General features: G+C 42.6%; 16 protein-coding genes. 5 read left to right on the top strand and 11 right to left on the bottom strand.

Going from position 1 to position 19,803, the window contains the following annotated elements:
* Positions 1-54 precede the first annotated feature (54 nt).
* Positions 55-363, bottom strand: coding sequence for a DUF3082 domain-containing protein (locus tag VB775_RS01825; RefSeq protein WP_281005690.1), 309 nt, complete (start codon positions 361-363; stop codon positions 55-57).
* An 821-nt stretch (positions 364-1,184) separates the two neighbouring features.
* Between VB775_RS01825 and VB775_RS01820 the strand changes: the two genes are divergently transcribed.
* The gene (locus tag VB775_RS01820) at positions 1,185-2,492 is read left to right on the top strand and encodes a hypothetical protein (RefSeq protein ID WP_281005689.1); all 1,308 of its coding nucleotides are present in this window, start codon (positions 1,185-1,187) and stop codon (positions 2,490-2,492) included.
* A 69-nt stretch (positions 2,493-2,561) separates the two neighbouring features.
* Here the strand turns inward: VB775_RS01820 and VB775_RS01815 are convergent, their stop codons facing one another.
* From VB775_RS01815 to VB775_RS01805, 3 genes are all read right to left on the bottom strand, one after another.
* Positions 2,562-4,223, bottom strand: coding sequence for a GMC family oxidoreductase (locus VB775_RS01815; RefSeq protein ID WP_281005688.1), 1,662 nt, complete (start codon positions 4,221-4,223; stop codon positions 2,562-2,564).
* Positions 4,224-4,437: 214 nt separating this feature from the next.
* The gene (locus VB775_RS01810; protein WP_281005687.1) at positions 4,438-5,292 is read right to left on the bottom strand and encodes a 3'(2'),5'-bisphosphate nucleotidase CysQ family protein; all 855 of its coding nucleotides are present in this window, start codon (positions 5,290-5,292) and stop codon (positions 4,438-4,440) included.
* A gap of 10 nt (positions 5,293-5,302) precedes the next feature.
* Positions 5,303-6,082, bottom strand: coding sequence for a bifunctional sterol desaturase/short chain dehydrogenase (locus VB775_RS01805; protein WP_281009410.1), 780 nt, complete (start codon positions 6,080-6,082; stop codon positions 5,303-5,305).
* 196 nt (positions 6,083-6,278) lie between these two features.
* On the opposite strand from VB775_RS01805, the gene VB775_RS01800 reads away from it, so the two are divergent.
* Positions 6,279-7,517, top strand: coding sequence for a CCA tRNA nucleotidyltransferase (locus VB775_RS01800; protein ID WP_281005686.1), 1,239 nt, complete (start codon positions 6,279-6,281; stop codon positions 7,515-7,517).
* Positions 7,518-7,547: 30 nt separating this feature from the next.
* On the opposite strand, the gene VB775_RS01795 is transcribed toward VB775_RS01800, so the two are convergent.
* The 5 genes from VB775_RS01795 to VB775_RS01775 all read right to left on the bottom strand — a co-directional run bounded on the left by VB775_RS01795 (position 7,548) and on the right by VB775_RS01775 (position 16,471).
* On the bottom strand, positions 7,548-7,997 hold the full coding sequence (locus VB775_RS01795; protein ID WP_281005685.1) for a DUF29 domain-containing protein: 450 nt from the start codon (positions 7,995-7,997) through the stop codon (positions 7,548-7,550).
* A 301-nt stretch (positions 7,998-8,298) separates the two neighbouring features.
* Positions 8,299-11,310: an SbcC/MukB-like Walker B domain-containing protein gene (locus VB775_RS01790; protein ID WP_281005684.1), complete on the bottom strand. Its 3,012-nt coding sequence runs from the start codon at positions 11,308-11,310 to the stop codon at positions 8,299-8,301.
* Positions 11,311-11,385: 75 nt separating this feature from the next.
* Complete coding sequence (locus VB775_RS01785; RefSeq protein ID WP_281005683.1) at positions 11,386-12,711, bottom strand: dihydrolipoamide acetyltransferase family protein; 1,326 nt, start codon at positions 12,709-12,711, stop codon at positions 11,386-11,388.
* Positions 12,712-12,901: 190 nt separating this feature from the next.
* Positions 12,902-14,389, bottom strand: a complete 1,488-nt coding sequence (locus tag VB775_RS01780) for a hypothetical protein (RefSeq protein ID WP_281005682.1) — start codon at positions 14,387-14,389, stop codon at positions 12,902-12,904.
* A gap of 138 nt (positions 14,390-14,527) precedes the next feature.
* Positions 14,528-16,471 carry a PAS domain S-box protein gene (locus VB775_RS01775; RefSeq protein WP_281005681.1) on the bottom strand — a complete coding sequence of 648 codons (1,944 nt, stop codon included), beginning with the start codon at positions 16,469-16,471 and terminating at the stop codon, positions 14,528-14,530.
* A gap of 81 nt (positions 16,472-16,552) precedes the next feature.
* Here VB775_RS01775 and VB775_RS01770 point away from each other — a divergent pair, with 81 nt between their 5' ends.
* The 3 genes from VB775_RS01770 to VB775_RS01760 are packed head-to-tail and all read left to right on the top strand — an operon-like array spanning position 16,553 to position 19,061.
* Positions 16,553-17,734 (top strand): peptidylprolyl isomerase, encoded by a 1,182-nt coding sequence (locus VB775_RS01770; RefSeq protein WP_281005680.1) that lies wholly within the window; start codon positions 16,553-16,555, stop codon positions 17,732-17,734.
* 49 nt (positions 17,735-17,783) lie between these two features.
* Positions 17,784-18,746 (top strand): PhoH family protein, encoded by a 963-nt coding sequence (locus tag VB775_RS01765; protein ID WP_281005679.1) that lies wholly within the window; start codon positions 17,784-17,786, stop codon positions 18,744-18,746.
* Between the two features lie 57 nt (positions 18,747-18,803).
* On the top strand, positions 18,804-19,061 hold the full coding sequence (locus VB775_RS01760) for a MoaD/ThiS family protein (protein ID WP_281005678.1): 258 nt from the start codon (positions 18,804-18,806) through the stop codon (positions 19,059-19,061).
* Positions 19,062-19,083: 22 nt separating this feature from the next.
* Here the strand turns inward: VB775_RS01760 and VB775_RS01755 are convergent, their stop codons facing one another.
* Both VB775_RS01755 and VB775_RS01750 read right to left on the bottom strand, forming a co-directional pair.
* Positions 19,084-19,299 carry a DUF2949 domain-containing protein gene (locus VB775_RS01755; protein ID WP_094535705.1) on the bottom strand — a complete coding sequence of 72 codons (216 nt, stop codon included), beginning with the start codon at positions 19,297-19,299 and terminating at the stop codon, positions 19,084-19,086.
* Between the two features lie 212 nt (positions 19,300-19,511).
* On the bottom strand, positions 19,512-19,670 hold the full coding sequence (locus tag VB775_RS01750; protein WP_281005677.1) for a hypothetical protein: 159 nt from the start codon (positions 19,668-19,670) through the stop codon (positions 19,512-19,514).
* Between the last annotated feature and the right edge of the window lie 133 nt (positions 19,671-19,803).

Raw genomic sequence — 19,803 nt, 5'->3', positions numbered from 1 at the left:
ATCCAAAGGATGTGCTTTTTGGTGTTTTGATTAGGTATGGCAAGGCGCGATTTTTTACTTTTTAATGGCGATCGCCATAAATACTTGTTTAATCGTGAGCAACACCAAACCCACCGCAATTACCGCAAAAATCATCGTTGCGCCAGTGCCGATCGCTAACAATAATGTGCGAACCAGCGTGGCAATGCGATTAGCCAGAGTATTCGTAGTTTGCAAAGGTGCTGAAGCTAGCTTGTGAGCCACCATATTTGTAAATGAGTAAAGCCCAGTGGCAAGAGTAGCGGCGATCGCTGCTCCCGTCAGATTTTTAAATGGAGAGGCAGGAGATTCTTGTGGAGATGGGAGGTTGGCTTCTTCAGGCATGTCAGGGCTAGCAAAATCTTTAACTAGAGGGTGACAAGTAACAGCAGGGTTTGCTGTTACTTGTATTTTGTGTTTTGTGACTTGTGATCACAAAAAAATCACTTAAGGAGGCAAAAAACTTAATATCTTTGACCACAAAATGATTTAAGATATCCGCACTCAACACAAAAATGCTAGTCCCACTGGAAACAGTGGGCTTTTTTCTGTGTACTTTTATCATTGCACAAATGTTTGTGCGGTGCGACAACAAAATTTAGCTACTCCGCTCAGCCAAGAGGTTGGTGCTTAAACCCAAACCAAGATATTTTTTAAAAGTGTTGTGTCACAACACTTTTAAAAAATATCTTGGGATGTGGTTGCTTGGGAATTGCTGTGGGTTTTATGGTCTGACGCTAAGCTAGAAAGAGGGTAGCGATTACCCAATAATATAAGAGTCGGTGTGAAGCACCGACTCTTATATTATTGGGGGTTCAAGCATTATGGCTCTTGAGCCTTGCCAAATGCTACATATAACATTTACATAACTTCCGTATATCTTTTTGATAACAAAATCGCCCCAAGAATCACTTTTAAACAGTTAAAAAAGTGAATAATATCTATACAAGTACTCTATTAAGCTTTGTCAGTAAGAAATACAAGCTTTAGAAACCATTTAAGAATTGTCTAGATCCCCCCAGCCCCCCTTAAAAGGGGGGAGAATTAAATTCTTCCCCCTTTTAAGGGGGATTGAGGGGGCTTTCTTAGAGCTTTTAACCGTAGAAAGTAATTCTTAAATAGGTTCTTAGATACTGTTAGTTCACACCTTAAAAAATGAAATTATTATGTTCTGGACAGCAGATCGCATTTACTCTCAAGGAATTGAACAAGCACAGAAAAGAATTTATGAATTCTTTTTAGACGTTGTGCGCTGTAAATCGCCAGATCTCGTACTTGTAGATTTTAGGAATTTATTCGTAAATTTTAGTGATGGCAATAATCCTGAAATTACTCATGCACTCGATCAAATTTTGACTGCATATAATGAAAAAGAATTTTTTTATACACTAAAACGTTGTTGTTATATTCTGGTTAATAATTGGACAGTTAGTAATAAGAGAGATTATATTCAATCATTGATTGATGTTTTTAATCATCCTTCAATTCATAAGAAACCAAAATCTATTAAATTAAGAACTCTCCGAATTTGGTTGCAGATATTTGTCAATAGTGAAGATTTTCAATCATTAAAACTCTTTACATTGCATTTAGAAAGTCAGGTCAATCACGATCAAAATTGGGGTAATCGTTTTGCATCTTACTTACTAGCTTATCAATATACAAACCCAGCCAGTTCTCAAGAGCAAAGACAAGCTGCTCACTTATTAGCGCAAAAGATGAAAGATAAGTTTAAGTTTGATCTCGCTATGTACACTGCGCGTATAGGTACGCAATCATCCCTACACAATCCCTCCACAAACCCTACAAGCCTAAGCAACAATGTGATTAATCTAGTTACACTTATGCTTACAAAAAAGAGTGTACTTAATTGCCAACAATTAGCTATTAATTTCCTTGAGAATATCCAGAATCTATCCTATCAAGAATTTAAAGTTGGCTTGCTTAAATATATCGATTTTTCTATGGCTGATGCTGAAATATCTGAGACTTTACAAACTAAACTGGATAATGGTTTGTGGGATTTAAAATCAAAACACCATGACGATCCTGTTAGTACACTCTTAATTTTAAAAACCGCTAAGTATCTAATTAGTGAAATCACAATTAGCGATCGCGAGCAGCCAACGGAGTTATTTAATATCTTACTTCACCATACAAACCCGATCAATTTAGTGATGCTACTTGTGAAGCTTCTATTACTAAATGAATCTATTCGCCCATTCCTTGAAATAAAGGTAGCTTCTGTAATTAAATACTATAGTCAATATAGTGAGCCTAAATGTAAATCAGTCATTGCATTTATCGATATGCTGAATATCGCCCTTGCAATTTATGCTGGTGAAACTCGCTACAACCTTGTCCGAATGATTCCCAATGAATTGTCAAATTTACCAGAAGATAATACTCAATCAGATTCACATATTTCTAGCTTTGATACTAGAGAATACCGAATTTTTTCTCAGGCTCGTTGATTTTGAATGAGTTCCCCGACAAGAGATGTTGCACCGCAAAGCGGTACAACATCTCTTGTATTTATAGTTTTAAAAAACACCCTTACGCATCTCTTCAGCAATAAACGCACTTGCCCTCGCTGTAATTGCCATCTCGGTTAAAGTAGGGCTTTGCCAACCCGATGAAGTCCAGCAAGCTCCATCGGTGACAAACAGGTTAGGAGATTCCCAAATTTGATTATGGGCATTGACTACCGAGTTTGTTGGTGACGTTCCCATTCTCGCGCCGCCGACTTCATGGATGTAATAACCAGGGGGAGCTGAAAATGCCATTATTTCTTCCATTTGGCTGACAAAATCTGCAAAGATAGGGACATGGAACATATCCGTCAACTTCATATTCTTTCCACCAGCAAGTTTAATGATTTCATCAATCTGTCGGTGCATATGGTCTAACATCAGATGTTCGTTCTCTGACCAAGCACATTCGATATGGGGTACAGGAATTCCCCATGCATCAACGACATCATTACTTAATTGAATTTGGTTGTTATAACGAGGTAGAACTTCTCCATGGGCAATCAGAAAGCCAATGGAACCAGATCCGACTTTACGGACAATGCTTGGTAAATCAAAGCGCTGTACCCCACCCCAAATGCCATAGCCGCGCAAAAATTTCTCTTGTTGTGATTCCAAATTAGTAAAGCAGGGAATAAAAAAGCTATCACATCCCGACAAATCGAAGGTTTTCGTCTGCTTGATATTTGGTAAGAAAAAGAAAGTGGAAGTGGATACATGATCCATTAGGTAACGTCCTAGCATTCCCGACGGGTTGGTTAATCCTGCCTGTTGATATTTCTCCGTGGAATGTAAGAGAATTCGTACTGACTCGATCGTGGAAGCGCAGAGAACGACTGTACGCGCAAATACTTCGTGGGTGGTTTTGCTGTTGCGATCGCGATATGCCACACCACGAGCCTTGCGCGTATCTGGATCAAAAATCACATGACTAACCACTGCATCCGATCTCAAAGTTACATTACCCGTGGCGATCGCTGCCTTGAGCGAAGATCCTAGGCTAGAATACATCGGCCAAGGTTGCTCTGGGGTGGGGCGGTGCAGTCCGAAGCCCCGTGAAGGGATCAGGCAACGGTCAGACCAATTAGTTTCCACAACCTGCTTTAAATGCAGTTCGGCGGGAGTAAGGGGTAGTGTGGGTTGGTATTCACCATCGGGCAGTTGGGCTAGTCCTTCTTGACTGCCGCGCACCTGAAAAAACTGCTCTAATTTGCTGTAGTAAGGTGCGAGATCGGCATAGGCGATCGGCCAGTCCTGCTCATGTCCATCACGACTGGCGGCTTTAAATTCATAATCCGATAGGCGAAGGGTGATGCCCCCCCAAGTCAAACTTTTACCGCCTACCTGTCGCCCCCGAATCCAATAAAAAGGCTGATCGTCTGGTGTGGTATAGGGATTATCCTTTTCATCGATAAATAAGTCAGGGTTTGCCTTCCAATAGCCAGGGTGCATCGATTGGTAGGACTGTCGCTTAGAAACAGCGAGGTTATAAAAGCGCTTTGCCATATCCCTAACCTGATGCCCCAGATCTGCCTTAGCATCGGGAGTACGACCTGCTTCTAAGACAAGGACTTTGAGACCCCGTTCGCTCAATTCCTTAGCCGCAACGCCGCCATTGGCTCCAGAACCAACCACGATCGCATCATAAATTTCTGAAGAGGGAAGGGTACTCATTTTTCTTGACAAACCTTAAGCTTTTAGATATTTGCTCGGCAACCATAGCAATTTAATATCTTGCCTGAAAATGTTCCCAGAATTGCAAGGGTTTCGCAGATTATATAGCAAGGCAAAAGATAGCTAGGACAAATCAACCCTAAAAAGATGAGTGACGGCGCGAAGCGCCGTCACTCATCTTTTTAGGGTTAAGTCTTAAGCAAAGCTTACATTGCTATAAAATATGGTTGTGAAGTTCTTGATAAATCACCTTAAGATGTTCATCAATAAATTTTGACCAACCAATGACAACGACTTGATTGTGAGTTAACTTTTCAGGATGAATATCATCATAGCCAAAGCCAATTTCTCGTCCTGAGAGATCGCAACAAATTAGCCCTGCGGCTTTGGCGATCGCCAAAGGCCCAACCGTATCCCAGAGCTTGACCCGACGATTGAGATAGATATAGGCACTTGCCCGACCTTGGACAACTTCCATTACCTTTAAGCCAAAACTACCAAGGGTATAAAACTCGACATCGGGAACCGCCGCCCGAATCGCATCACCATAGGCGAGATCATCCTTTTTACTGACGATCACGCGATCGCTACTTGCTCCTATGGGCGGAACTGCATAGAGAACTTCAGGAACATTCCCATTTGTGACGGTGAATACTCCATTAATCGCCGTACCACCAAAGTATAAAAGATCGCTCTTGGGTGCATAGATCCAACCCAGCGTAGGCTGAAATGCTTCCAGAACTCCAACCATCACCGAATAGAATTCACGCCCATGAATAAAGTCATCTGTGCCATCAATGGGATCGATAAACCAGTACTTTTGATTTAATTCCGTATATTGTTTCCATAGTTCCTGCGATCGCGAATTTTCTTCACTGATCACCACATCATTGGGGAACCATGATTGAAACCTTTGACTAAGCAAGTGATCGAGTTCGCGATCAACATTGGTTACATAATCATCAAAACCTTTCTCGTCAACTTGAAAACCCGACTCTCTTAGATGAATCGCTTTTTGACCAATCTCACGAATAAACTGACAAATTTCTGATTGTAGTAAAGGATTCATATGATCAATTCTATGGTTGACAGCGTGAGAATAAGCGAAAATAGAGCGATCGCCAAAATTCTTTGACGGGATAGGCAATGAAGGTAATCGGATTAATGGTGACAATGATATCGTGTAAACCAAGTTGTGCTAGAAAGGCGATCGCCCAAGCCACAAAACTGCCAGACATCACACCATAGGGATTAAGATCGCTTTTGAAAGGACCTAAAATCAATTTACGAATTGTGCAGAAGTTATCAAGGCGACGTAGTGTCAATAAATCACCGATCGCCCGTTTTGAGAGTTCATACAATGGACTGAAAGCAGGATTGACCTCAGCTTCAGAAGTATTTACCCAAATCTCTTTAGTAGAGTTTGGGCTAGACTCGACAGTTTCTAAAAACACATCGATCCAACGACAAAAAGAAAACGTGTTAACCTCATAGGATTTATAAATTGATATAGAATCCCTTGCACCTAGGACATTAACACCATGGTTTAGAATAAGAATATCAACGGTTTGTAAGCGATCTCGTAACGCGGCTTCATGCCCTAGTTGCCAAGTTATAACTTCTATTTCTTTTTTTGCTGGATTATTACCATCTGTTATTTGGAAACTTACATCAGGTGAAGTGGTTAGTGCAATTATTCTTGCCCCTCGTTTAGATAGCTCAAACATCAATGCACGACCCATCGTGCCTGAAGCGCCTGTTATCGCAATTGTTTTATCCTTAAATGACAAGGCTGTACCCAAAACTCTATCTACAAGTGTAACCGTACTACAAAAATATGCCTCACTACGATCAAAAATTTTGCTGTATCAACACGGCGATCGTATAAGTACTTGTGCAAAATAAATTATCCAAACCCGTAAATTTGCGCCCCTGCGGGGCGTGAATTCACGGGTTTGGTTTTCAATTCACAAAATCGCTACGCCATTTTGCGTTTTGGTATAACATATCTCTAAGCCATCAACACCTTTAACAAAGCGGACTATAAAATAGATTTTGCAACAGTTTCCTTTTGATTTTAATGATTTACCCAAACCTGCTTATTTGGTAGGAGGATGGGTGCGTGATCGCCTATTGCAGCGACAAGGTAAATATCTTGATCTTGATTTTGTCTTACCTGAAAATGCAGTGGAAACGGCTCAAGCGATCGCCCGTAAATACAAGGCAGGATTTGTTGTCTTAGATGCAGAGCGTCAAATTGCACGAGTTGTATTTCCAAATGGAACTGCTGACTTTGCTCAACAGATGGGAAGTAGTTTAATTGCGGATCTGGGACGGCGTGACTTTTGTATGAATGCGATCGCAATGGAATGTCATCAATTAATTGGCGATCGGTCATTGGGGTTTGGTGAAGGGTTATCGGAGAGAGAAGATTTTATTGATCCTTTTGATGGAATTGGGGATTTAAACGAAAAAAGGATTAGGATGGTTGCACCTGAGAATTTGGCAGAAGATCCTTTACGGATTTTGCGGGGATATCGACAGGCGGCGCAGTTAGGTTTTGAGATTGAAGATTTAACACGGCAGGTTTTGATCAAACTTGCGTCGGGATTAAAATCTGTAGCTGCGGAACGGGTACGCACCGAATTAGGGTATCTATTGTCAATTAGTAATGGTAGTCAATGGATGACGGAAGCAGTTGGAGATCACATTTTAGAAGATTGGTTGCCAAGTCAGCACTTAAATTTGGAGCGATTTGCTAAAATTGAGCATGTGATTTCGCTTTTGTTAGATCGATTCCCTAATTTAGAATATTTTTTTAGTAAACAGTTAGCAGGCGATCGCTTTGCCTTAGTAGTCATTAAATTAGCAGCTTTGACTAATAGTGCGACCGCATTAGATACTCTTGGGATGAGTCGGGCTGAGCAACGCTGGTTAGTCGGCATTTTGCGTTATCTGCCTCAATTTATCGCACTTTTAGATGATGCTTCTCCTAAGAAACAGTACAAATTCTTTCAATCAACTCTAGAATTTTTCCCAGCGATCGCCTCTCTTGCTTTAGCTAGTGATTATGAGTTAACGAAGATTTTACCTTGGCTAGAGCGTTGGCTCAATCCCCATGATGCGATCGCCTATCCTGTAGCCTTGATTACTGGTGATGATTTAAGAAAAGAGTTAGGAATTCCACCTAGTCCAAAAATTGGAGAACTCCTAGAAAATGTCAAAATTGCTCAAGTTGAAGGCAAGATTTCGTCAAGACAAGAGGCGATCGCTTTTGTGCAATCAATTAGTTAGGAATGGATGCGGCGCTTTGCACCAACCATCCTAACTAATTAAATAGTCATCTGAGTTAATATCCAATACATCAGACTTTGAGAAAGGACAGGATTGGGGGAAAGTTACCAAAGGCAGTTGTGTCTCAACAGAAGCTGCTTGGCAAGCCGCAGTGTAACATTCATCAAACACATCATCGAAATATCGCTTTAGGCTAGGGCTATTTTTGAAAGCCGTATTTAATCTTCGAGAATGTTCGATAATCGTATAAGCCCAACTAGGCGATTGCTTTTGTGGTTGATAATTCCATTTAAGAAGGTGTTGCATAACTCTAATTAAATTACTTTCAACTGCATCTTTTTCTCGCCGACTCATACTTTCAATTTCTTCAAGTAGATTTTCAATATCTAAGCGCTCTAATTTACCTTCCTTGATTAGGAGTGCGGTTTCCTCTAGCCAAAGGTTAAAGTCAGTTTCGTAGAGAGTTTTTACAGCGATCATCTTACCAATCCTGAGCTAAAAATCTGGACTCTATTTGAATTATATAGCAATCCTAAATAGGTTGTGAGAGTGCGCCCCTTCGGGGCGCACTCTCACAACTCTCAAAATCTTACAACTCATTTAGGAGCGCTATATAGCAAAGCAAGTTTTGCTTTGGACGTAAAACCACAGAAGATGAGTTGCGGCGCGAAGCGCCGCAACTCATCTTCTGTGGTTTTGGTTTTTACTAGCTAACTCTAGCTTTGCTATAGTATTCCCAAAAAAGAAAAAGAATGGCGGCGCGAAGCGCCGCTATTCTTTTTCAGATTCTAACTAATTCTGAACCATTAATTGATTTGCGAACATGAATTTGGGTAGGTAATCGCTCAGCTAAGGACTGAATATGCGTAATCACACCAATCAGGCGATCCTGTTGGCGTAAGGATTCGAGGATTTGGGTAACACTCTCGAGGGTTTCACTGTCGAGCGTACCGAAACCTTCATCAAGAAAGAGGCTACCCAGTTCGATGCCCATTGATAATCTTTCCGATAGAGCAAGTGCCATCGAGAGAGAAGCGGCAAAGGTTTCACCACCTGAGAGCGTTTTGACGCGACGCTTTTCGCCACCATTCCAATTATCTGCTACCCAATAATCACCACTTTCTATTTGGAGGATATAGCGATCTTCAGAAAGTTGTTGTAAGAGAGCTGAGGCTCGATAAGCGAGTTCCTGCTGCAAACTGTCGAGAATATATTCCTGAAAGCGATTGGATTGTAAATCTTGGGCGAGGGTGTGATAGGTTTGCTCTTGCACCTGTAGGGCAATTTTACGCTCCTCCAATTCCTGCGATTCTTGGCGTTTTTGTTGGGCTTGCTCTAGCCATGCTTTGATGGAGGCGCGGCTTTCACTTGCTATTTGTAAAGCTTGTTCGACTTGAAGAGATTTCTCCCGCAATTTTGCGATCGCCTGTTCATCAGTTTGGCGATCGCTAATCGACTCGGCAAACATTTGTAGGCGCGTGGTTAAGTCCTGCTCTTGACGTTGATAGTTATCAATTTGCTGTAGCCATACGTCCATTTGCGATCGCGCCGTTTGAGCCGCGAGAAATTCTAATTCGGTAAAGTTAATAGAGTTAAGTTCTTGTTGCCAATAGGTCTCCTGTTGATTTTGCTCGGCGATGGCAAGATCGTGATTTTCTTGCACCTTAGTAGCAGATTCCTCACGTTTAGCAAAGGTTTCACGGGCTTGTTGATATTTAGTTTCGATGGTTTTAAGGCGATCGCTTAGTTCCGTCTTTGCTTGCAAAATACTTTGACGCAATGATTCATAACTCTTGCCATTAGTAATTTCTAGCAACCGTTGCGAAATTTCCTGTAGTTGCGATTCTCTAAGTACTTTTTCCTGTATTGATTTATCAAATTCTTTCTGTGCTAATTGTAGATTTTCTTGGCTAGTTTTAAGTTTATTTTCGGCATTTTGTAAGGCGATCGCCATTTCCTTTTGTTCAGCAATTAGCTTCAGATAACCCGACTCTTGAGCCTCAAGTACTTGGCGATCGCGTAGAATATCGACCGCTTGCCAAGCCGTCTTAAGAACTTGATCAATCTGTTTTTGCAGTTTAGCAAGTTGCGATTCCAGATCACTAATTTCCTGAGTTTGAATCTCAAACTGTTGCTGCGAAGATTCCAGACTAGCCTCAATTTTCGCCTTGTCCTGTAATGATTTTGCTAACTGACGCTCAGCGACTTCCTTCTGTTTTACTAATCCTGTCGTATCAATTAATTCTAGTTCAGGAAGTTCAGGCAAACCTTCTAAACTGTAGAGATGGTTACACACAGGGCAATGATCGCCATCATGCAATTCGGTACGTAAGGCGTTAGCGTGACTAGTTTGTAATGCTTGCAGATTAGAAGATTCTGCTTCCTTGAGAACATTACTCGCGACTCGAAAATCATGTTCAGCCTTAGCGATCGCCTGTTGTGCTTTCTCTAGTTGTTGCGTAAAACTTTGAATTTCTGTTTGTAACTGGGTAGATTTTTGCTGCTGCTTAGTCAGATTATTTTGCAAAATCTGCCATTGCGTGAGAGGTTCGGCAACTTGGCGCAATTGTTCGAGTCTAGCGGGATCGTACTGAGAGCTTTTGAGAGAAACTTCAAGGGTTTGCAAATTTTGCGTAATGGCTTGCAAATCTGATTCTGCTTGAGTTACAGCCTTAGTTGCTTTTTTGAGAACTTGCGATCGCTCTAAAACATTCTGATTAGCGCGTTCCAACTCGGTTTCTGATTGTTGTTGCTGTGTATGCAGCGATTCCGCCAAGGCGAGATTGCGCTCTTGAGCTTCGATATGGCTTTGGGCGGCGATTTGCTCAGTGCGTGATTGTGCATAGGCTTGTTGTTGCTGATCGAGATCAAATTTGGCAATTTCTAGCTGTTTATTAGTATTTGCAAGATCGGCGATCGTAGTTTCCACGCGCTTACGCGCAGTTTGTAGGACTGTCCAAGTTCCCATGATCGAATTCGCTAACTGAGCATTTCGCAATTGATTTTCTAAAACTTGGATTTGTGATGCATCCTGTTGCAATTGCGCTAATTTCACGGAAAGCTGCTGATATTGCTGGATTTGAGCAAAGAGTCTTTCTTCTGCTTCTAACAGTTTTTGACTTTGCTTGGCTTGAATGTCCAAGTCAGGAATTGCAATTTCTAGATTTGCTAATTCTAATTGTTGAGATTCTACTTCCTCTTTAGTTGGTGCTTGCATCCCTTCAAGGACTTTATCTAAACCTTCACGCTCAGCTTTAAATCGACTGGTGCGATCGCTTGCCTCCTTCCGCATTTGCTCAAATATTTGAAATCCTGCCAACTGCCGTAAAATCTCGCGCCGCTTACCAGCCTCACCTTTAAGGAATTCATCAAACTGTCCCTGTGGCAAAATGATTACACGGGTAAAAGTCTTAAAGTCCATGCCAATAATCTCTGCGGCGTTTTGGGTACTACATCTTTCCCATTCTTCGCCAACTAATTCTTCTAACATGAAATTTGGAACAGCAGTTTTGCCACGGTTGCGCCATGTGCGAACAGCCTTGTATTCAGTTTGTCGCATCACAAACCGAAATTCTACTCTTAATTGCTTAGCTCCTTGACTGACTAATTCCTTGGGAGAGCTGGGCTTCTGAGATACTTCGTCATAAAGTGCAAAGGTCATTGCATCCAAAAGCGAAGTTTTCCCTGCTCCCGTTGCGCCTGTAATCGCAAACAAATCAAGGCTCGTAAAATCTAACACTTGACGAGTACGGAAACTGGTAAATCCTTCGACAATTAGCTCAAGGGGACGCATCGTGAAACTCCATGTAGAAAAGAGTGTTGATAGCGCGGCGAAGCCGCACCATCAACACTCTTTTACGATACTAAATTACAGAGTCAAAGACTGAGGATTGGTTTCAATTAGTTTTGCTAAATCCTGTAGGAACTGCGCGGCATGAGCGCCATAAATTACACGGTGGTCGGCAGTGAGGTTAACTTGCATTTGGCTGCTGACCTTAATTGCACCATCCTTAGTTGCCACAACTTGAGGACGCGAACCACCCACAGCTAAAATTGCGCCAGTTCCAGGAGGCAAAATCGCATCGAAACGATCAACGCCAAACATACCCAAGTTAGAAATAGTAAATGTGCCAGAGTTATATTCTTCAGGTTGCAATTGCTTAGCACGAGCGCGTTCAACTAGTCCTTTCCAATTACGAGAAAGTGTATATAGATCAGTTTGGTCAGCATTTTGAAGTACAGGCGTAATCAAGCCCCCGTCATCCATTGCTACAGCAACGGCAACATTAATATTGCTCTTGTACTCGATGCCGCGATCGCTAAGGCTTGCATTCACCAAAGGATGCTTTTGCAGAGTGACCGCCACAGCCTTAGCCAAAAGTGCAGTCATGGTCACGCCCTTAGACTTAACTTGCTTGTAAAGAACATCAAGAGCGTCAGTAGTGATGGTATAGCCCACACGGAATGTAGGCACTGAGAGGCTCTGGTTCATGTTATTGATCACCGCCTTTTGCAAAGTCGTTAAGGACTGAGCAGTACCTAGGGCAACAGGTGCGGCAGCTTTAGCAGGAGCAGGAGCTACAGATTTTGTTGGAGTAGTCGGGGTAGATGATACTGGAGCTACAGGAGCAGCAGCAGACGTAGAGGCTGGGCTTAAAAATGTTTCCACATCGGCGGCGGTAACCCGTCCATTAGGTCCAGTACCCGAAATCTTGGCTAAATCAATACCGTTATCCTTAGCGATGCGCTTGGCTCTGGGGGATACGATTTGCCGACCTGATGCTGGGGCAGGGGCAGATGATTTGCGTGGTGAAGAGACAACTACTTCAGGAATTGAAGCTGTAGATGCTGCTGTAGGTATTGAAACCAATTTAGCAAGAGGCTCCTCGCATTCTTTGGCTTCGCCACGACCACTTTGACAATCAGCTTTTTTCTTGGCTTCTTCGATTTCTTCCTTGGTTTCAGCAACATAGGCGATCGCCGAACCAACAGGAGCAGATTCGCCTGCGGGAGTGAGAATTACGCCAAGATAACCTTCGTAGAAGGTTTCGACATCCATATCGGCTTTGTCAGACTCTACAATCACGACAGTTTCGCCTTTTTCCACCTTGTCACCTGGTGATTTCACCCAAGAGGTGATTTTGCCTTCGGTCATGGTGGAGCTAAGCGCGGGCATGAAAATTTCGTAAATCATAGGGAATTTGTAAAAATCTATTGCAAACTAACAAAGTCAATGGCTGTCAACGGCTGGAGTCGCAATGCCATCATAAATCTTAACTTGTTTTTGCGATCGCTTACAGCAATTCTCGGTTCAAAGATAAAAGGCGGCGCGAAGCGCCGCCTTTTATCTTTAGTTTTTTCTTACACACAAAGCGCTATCAAACTTATTCGTTCATTTCTCGATAAATTGTGGCAGTAGCAGGTGAAGCTTGAGTCAGGTATTGGAAAATCCAGAATTTAAACAATCCATCTAGAAATACGGGAACTGTTGAAATAAAAGATTGCGCCAATATTTTATTTTCAGGTAACCCGAAATGATTAAATAAAACTGTTAACAAGGCATCCCATCCTTCGCTAGAGTGGAAACCCACAAAAGTATCAGTTGAAATAATAATCAAGAAGGCTTTGGCATTGTCATTGAGACTATAGAGAACTTCATCAAGAAACTCTTTAATAGTTTCTAACTCTTTACGCCCTGAGAGTAAAAACAGATAAAAGACAAAGGATGCAGTGATATCAGCAAGCAAGTTTTTCACCCCATCAAGGCTCTCAGCATTGAATCTTTTTAAAATTCTGATCGATTCCTGTCTTATTAATTCTTCAATTTCTTCTGATTGTTCTACTGCTGTTTTTTTAGGATTAGCAGATTCTTGTCTCTCTGCTGACCCTTCCAGCGCGATCGACCTAATTGTGTAGTCAAATTCAATTCTTTCCTTAGCTAATCGCAGCGCATTAAAGGCTCTCTCCTCGACCGCAGGGCTAAACTTAACAGTCATAATGCTGGGATCAGTAAAACTATCAATCATCGGACTAAAAACTACTGCTTTCGATAGAAACTGCACGGCGATCACGGAAATTACTAGAATTACGATGTATCGTAAAGCCTGAGTAATGCGTTTTTGTGATTGTCTTAATTCCTCAACAATATCTTTCTCATAATCTGGATATGAGCCAGTAAGATTACGTTTGACCCGATCAAAAGCTTTGAAAAAAGACCCAGGTAAAATACTTTTTTCTACAGATGTTACTTGCTGAGGAGGTCGTCTGTATTTTTTAGATTTATTCGCACTCTTAAAGAGTTGAAACTTTTCATCAGTTTCAGTCTCTACAAGCTCTTCTAAGTTCTGCCGATTATCTGAAGCATTCGTGTTAACCAAAGGCTTTGCTAAAACATCAATAGTCTGATCACTTGCTCGGTTATATCTTTCGAGAGTGTAATCAATAAACGCAAGTTTCTGGTAAATAGAAAATCTAGGGCTATTGCCACCTAGTTGATTTGCGGATAGTTGTCCATTACCAACGGGATCATTGTCCTGATTATTGGGCGCATATTTGGCGATCGCTATATTGGCTTGATTACTGGAGCTTTGAGTCTGTAAGTAGGGCAGTGACGCGCTTACTTTATAAAAACTTAGCCTTGCATTGATCGTTCTGAGATATTTCTGAAGCTGAATCTCAAAGACGCTAAATACACTGCTCCCAAAGCTGCCATCGTTAGCGATTTTATTGCCTTTGAAGGTTTCTTCCTCAATCCGTTTGATGTTGACAGCCGCTTCAAAAGCCTCGTCAATTGCTCGCTCAGGTGTATTTTTGACCCAAGAGAAAATATTTTGTAAGGGTGAGGCGTTATTGTCGGGGGAGTTGGATTTCATAGGGGGGCGATCGCTATAATGCCTAGGATAAACAAAAACTAAATCGTAGAAGGTATACTTCGCACCACTTCAGGATTTTAGAGGTAAGGATGGGCTGGGCGGAGCTTCGCGCCGCCCAGCCTTACCTATGGATACTATTTACACAGGAATTTCGATTCTAAACTCAGTTCCTTGACCAACTTTGGAAAAGCATTGCAATCTGCCTTGATGTTTCTCTACCACAATTTGATAACTAATGGATAGCCCCAAGCCTGTACCTTTGCCCACAGGCTTAGTGGTAAAAAAAGGATCAAAGAGCTTGTTGACAATATCTTCAGAAATACCACGACCATTATCGATAATGCTGATCATCACCATGGATTGCTGATGATCAGGTGTAGGCGGCTTAAATTCGGTAATGATCGAGATTTCACTGGCGACATGCTGAGAAGCCTCTGCGGCATGATCTCGATCGGTGACACTCTCATCGATCGCATCGATCGCATTACTTAAAATATTCATAAACACTTGATTGAGCTGTCCCGCATAAGCCTGAACAACTGGAATATTGCCATAACGCTTCGTTAAGTTAATTGCAGGGCGATCGCCATAGGCTTTGAAGCGGTTTTGCAAAATTAGAAGCGTACTATCAAGCCCTTCATGGATATTAAATGGCTTTAGCCCTTCTTGATCTGTACGTGAAAAATTTCGTAAGGATAAAACGATTTGGCGAATGCGCTCAGCCCCGATTTTCATTGATGTCAGCATTTTGGGCAGATCTTCTTGGAGAAAGTCCAGATCGATCTCATCGAGAAAATTGGTGATTTCAGGGATTGGCTCTGGATAATTTTTTTGATAAAGAGCGATCGCCTCTAATAAATTCTGGACAAATCGGTTGGTGTGATTGAGATTGCCATAGATAAAGTTAACGGGATTATTAATTTCATGGGCCACACCTGCGACGAGTTGACCAAGGCTGGACATTTTTTCGGTCTGGATCAGTTGACTTTGAGTTTTCTGTAAATCAGCAAGAGCTTTTTCGATCAGCAGGGCTTGGGCTTGGGCATTGGCGGCATTGGCTTGGGCGCTGTCAAAGAGTTCAGCCTGATCGATCGCGATCGCTAATTGGTTAGCAACTGCTTGGAGTAGCTCAACTTCATCCGCATCCCAAGGACGACTACCTTGACAATGCGCCGCCACAATCACTCCTAATTTTTGCGATCGGGTTTTGATCGGTACAAGTAACTGCGAAGTAAAACCTTTCTCGGCGAGAATCATCCGACTTGGGTTATCTAGTTCGGCATTGGTAAAAATCGATTGAATCCGAATAATTTCTTGGCTAAGTAAGCGCTGACCAAGTTTCGGCAATTGCGTCAGCGGATAACTAGTAGCCGCATTCAGAAAGTTATGACTAGCCGCAAAATGCACGAGTTCAAATTCTGGTGGATTGGTAGCAGGAACATGCCAAAAGAAATTACACAGATCGATCAGCAATAAATCCTGTACTTCATTGACAGCCGTAGCAAGGATCGTATCGAGATCAAGGGAATTGCGAATCTGACTAGCAAGGCGACGGTTGAGCATCTCCTCACGTCTAACTAGATCTTTATAACTTTGGCGCGATCGCTCTAGCTCTCGTTCGGCACGACGGCGTTCCCACTGCTCCTTTTTGCGATCGCTAATGTCATGAGCCACAATCACAATATTCTGGACATTTCCCTGCTCATCACGCATCACACTGCCCGATGATTCTAAAATCCGCCAAGTGCCGTCCTTATGTTGCATTCGATATTCTAAAACCTTGCCCACACCTGTTCTTAAGGTTTCTGCGGCAGCTTCTAGAACTTGAGCTTGATCGTCAGGATGAATCTTGTCATAAGCCCATGTACCCTTTAGTTCTGAAGAGGTATAGCCCAGAACTCTCTGATAGGAAGGGCTATTGTAAATGCGATAGCCTTGGACATCGATCACTGCAATTAAGTCAGCAACATTTTCCATGATCGATCTAAATAGGCGATCATTTTTGAGGGCTGACATATCTGATTCATCAGACCCATACTTTGGTTTATGCTCTGTTGCCTGATCGATACTTGCGTCCGTCATGATGAATTCTTAAAGATAGGACTGCATGAAATCAGATTAAGTTTGCCTAACAGTGCAACCAAATGCAATAGCATTTTTTAAGTGGCTAATTTAGTTTTGGGTGCAATGTTGAATCTTAATTTAAATCGTAATTTAGAAAGAAGCAGCGATCAAACTAATCATCAAACAGATCTTATTTTTCAGAGATCTTGGTGGTTTAAGGGCGTGACGTTGGCGATCGCTTGTTTGCTCGTGACTTGTTTAACGATGATATCGGCGATCGCGCCAAGTATGGCAGCCTTACCAACCAAAAGTGCGATCAAAGATCCCCGCATTATCTTGAGAAATGCTTTGCCGATTGATAGTGAGATCCTACGTGATGTCCAACACACTTTGGAGCAAATGCCTCGTCAAGCCAATTTGAAACGATGGAGCAATCTTAAAAAAGATATTGAAACGATCTCGCAATCCCTAACTCAAAATCAGTCACAGTTGATTGCTGAAGTTAGTAGCGATCGTCAAGGATTAGTCACCGAACATTTGGCGAGCTTAACAACCGCCCTTGTGCCTCTCCAAGAAGCGATCGCCATCAAAGATCGTAACAATGTCAAGGCTCTATCAGAAAAAGCCTTGGATTACGTCGGTCTAGTAGAAGCCGACTTTATCCAAACCTTCCCCTTTGAAGTTCCTGCGAAATATGCCAATCTCCCCCAACTCAAGGGACGCGCTCTTGTAGAACTATCCACAGAAAAAGGTAATGCTACGATTTTGGTCGATGGCTATAATGCGCCAGTCAATGCAGGTCAATTTGTGGATCTTGTTCAGAAAGGCTTTTACGATGGGCTAACTTTCACCCGCGCAGACGAAAACTATTATTTGCAGACAGGCGATCCCGTTGGTCCATCCGACGGCTATATCGATCCAAAAACAAAAAAATACCGCACAGTCCCCATCGAAGTACGCCTGCCCGATCAAAAAGTACCTACCTATGGCAAAACCTTTGAAGAGCAGGGCTTATCGGGAACAATACCTGTACTACCTTTTGCCGCCTTCGGGACTGTGGCGATGGCGCATCCCAATGATGATCCGAATGCGGGTTCATCGCAGTTTTTTATATACCTATTTGAATCAGAACTAACTCCCGCTGGCTTAAATTTACTCGATGGCAACTACACCGTTTTTGGTTATGTCACCGATGGTAAGGAAACTTTAGATAAACTAAGACTAGGCGACAAAGTTTTGTCCGCCCGTGTCATTAGTGGCGCTGAAAATTTAACTAATTAGTGTGTGGGGCTTTGCCCCACACAATCACAACCAGAGGAAAATTAATTTAATGGGTACTCCCCGCGACGAACCGTATATTTTGAGCTTGCCAACTCCCAGTAGTGCCATCAGTCTGGCAGGAACAAGGGAGGAAAATCTCAAAACACTTGCAGAACTAACGAGTGTACGGCTAGTGTTGCGGGGACAAGACCTCTTAATTGATGGCTCACCTGAGCAGATCAGTCTGGTTGAACAGGTGATTAAGGCGATGAAGCCGCTGTGGTCACAAGAAAAAACGATCGCCGCCGTAGATATTCGCGCCGCCCTTGAAGCGATCGCTGAGGAACGCTCTGGAGAATGGCGCGATCGGGCGACGATATCCCGTAATAAACGCGGAGACTCAGTGCAACCACGCACCTATCGCCAGCAGCAATATGTAAAGGCGATGGAAAGCCACGATCTGATTTTTGGGGTTGGTCCTGCGGGTACTGGCAAAACCTATCTTGCGGCTGTTGCGGCAGTTAGTGCTTTACAGAGCAACAAATTTGAGCGGATTATCTTGACCCGTCCTGCTGTCGAAGCAGGCGAAAGTCTGGGATTCCTCCCTGGAGACTTACAACAAAAAATTGATCCCTATCTGCGTCCTCTCTACGACGCAATGCACGAAATGATCGGGGCAGAGAAAGTCCCGCAATTAATGGAGCGCGGCATTATTGAGGTTGCACCCCTTGCCTATATGCGTGGGCGAACCCTCAGTAACTCGTTCATCATCGTGGATGAGGCGCAAAATACAACCGCCGCACAAATGAAGATGGTTTTAACCAGATTAGGTTTTAAATCGCGGATGGTGGTAACGGGTGATATCACCCAGATCGATCTGCCTCGCCATCAAAAGTCGGGTTTGATCATCGCAATGAATATTCTGAAAGGAGTTGAAGGTGTTTCCTTTAATTTCTTTGATAAGAATGACGTAGTGCGTCATCCCCTAGTGCATCACATCATCGCCGCTTACGAAAATGCAGAAGCTGATTAGGTAAAAGTGTTACCAAGCAACACTTTTACCTAAATTAAAACTATTAACCACGAACCAATGGCTGAAGATATTCTAGTTACCGTCAAGCTATTTGCCATTTTTCAAGAAGTACTCGCTACCGATGAACTGCAAATTAAGTTAGAGTCAGGCACGTCAGTATCAGCAATATTCGATCGCCTTGTGAGCAACCATCCACATCTAGAGAAATGGCGATCGCTTACTCGTTATGCCGTCAACCTAAATTTTGTAGATCCCCAGACAATTCTAAAAAATGGTGATGAGGTAGCACTGATCCCCCCTGTGAGCGGTGGATAGCATCGATCCACCCTCATGATGTTTAACCCTGACCAGACCAGTCCAGCAAACCACTAAACTGGTGCAAGTCAATAAAACTAAGCTGTAACAAAATCATCAGCAAGGGGCCTTCTTGTCGTTCTTGCCAGCGCTTGGCAACTGCCAATTGCTCACGGTCAACGACAGACAACTCTAGCAGGTGTCTCTCTAAATCTTCTTGGCGACTAGCGATCGCATATGTCTGGGAGTGATAACTCATTGAGATCAAATAACTAATTACTTAGGCAATTTGGATTAATAGCGTAGCGCACCTTACCACATCTATCAACGCCCGTCAAAATTATTTTTTGTTAAGACATAAACTTAACATCAGTTCAACGAAAGTAAAAGATGGTAAGAATCGCTAAGCGATTCTTACCATCTTTTGCCATTTGCGTCGTGCGAAGCACGACGCAAATGGCTATATCGAACTCACGTTAAAAAGACAGGATGCAGCGTAAAATGCTGCATCCTGTCTTTGTTATAGCAATGTAAGTTTTGCTTAGGACATAAAACCAAAAAGATGAGTGGCGGCGCTTCGCGCCGCCACTCATCTTTTTGGTTTTGATTTGTCCTATCTATCTCTTGCATTGCTATAACTGATGTTACGTAGAACAAAGAGCGTCATAATGTTTCCATAACATCTTAAAAGAGGATTTGGAGAGTAGATCCATACGTATTTGCAAAAGTAGGCTTGGTCTCCAAGCCCCAATCTCAGCGTTCT

The organism is Pseudanabaena sp. CCNP1317 (assembly GCF_034931345.1).
Taxonomy (GTDB): Bacteria; Cyanobacteriota; Cyanobacteriia; order Pseudanabaenales; family Pseudanabaenaceae; genus Pseudanabaena; species Pseudanabaena galeata.
This window is presented reverse-complemented; position numbering and strand designations above follow the sequence as displayed.

Bases quoted from the DNA above. Each gene is read 5' to 3' on its own strand.
- VB775_RS01750 (WP_281005677.1), bottom strand. From the start codon at position 19,670: ATGCAAGAGATAGATAGGACAAATCAAAACCAAAAAGATGAGTGGCGG.
- VB775_RS01785 (WP_281005683.1), bottom strand. From the start codon at position 12,711: ATGATTTACGAAATTTTCATGCCCGCGCTTAGCTCCACCATGACCGAA.
- VB775_RS01775 (WP_281005681.1), bottom strand. From the start codon at position 16,471: ATGACGGACGCAAGTATCGATCAGGCAACAGAGCATAAACCAAAGTAT.
- VB775_RS01760 (WP_281005678.1), top strand. From the start codon at position 18,804: ATGGCTGAAGATATTCTAGTTACCGTCAAGCTATTTGCCATTTTTCAA.
- VB775_RS01815 (WP_281005688.1), bottom strand. From the start codon at position 4,223: ATGAGTACCCTTCCCTCTTCAGAAATTTATGATGCGATCGTGGTTGGT.
- VB775_RS01765 (WP_281005679.1), top strand. From the start codon at position 17,784: ATGGGTACTCCCCGCGACGAACCGTATATTTTGAGCTTGCCAACTCCC.
- VB775_RS01825 (WP_281005690.1), bottom strand. From the start codon at position 363: ATGCCTGAAGAAGCCAACCTCCCATCTCCACAAGAATCTCCTGCCTCT.
- VB775_RS01810 (WP_281005687.1), bottom strand. From the start codon at position 5,292: ATGAATCCTTTACTACAATCAGAAATTTGTCAGTTTATTCGTGAGATT.
- VB775_RS01790 (WP_281005684.1), bottom strand. From the start codon at position 11,310: ATGCGTCCCCTTGAGCTAATTGTCGAAGGATTTACCAGTTTCCGTACT.
- VB775_RS01795 (WP_281005685.1), bottom strand. From the start codon at position 7,997: ATGATCGCTGTAAAAACTCTCTACGAAACTGACTTTAACCTTTGGCTA.
- VB775_RS01820 (WP_281005689.1), top strand. From the start codon at position 1,185: ATGTTCTGGACAGCAGATCGCATTTACTCTCAAGGAATTGAACAAGCA.
- VB775_RS01780 (WP_281005682.1), bottom strand. From the start codon at position 14,389: ATGAAATCCAACTCCCCCGACAATAACGCCTCACCCTTACAAAATATT.
- VB775_RS01755 (WP_094535705.1), bottom strand. From the start codon at position 19,299: ATGAGTTATCACTCCCAGACATATGCGATCGCTAGTCGCCAAGAAGAT.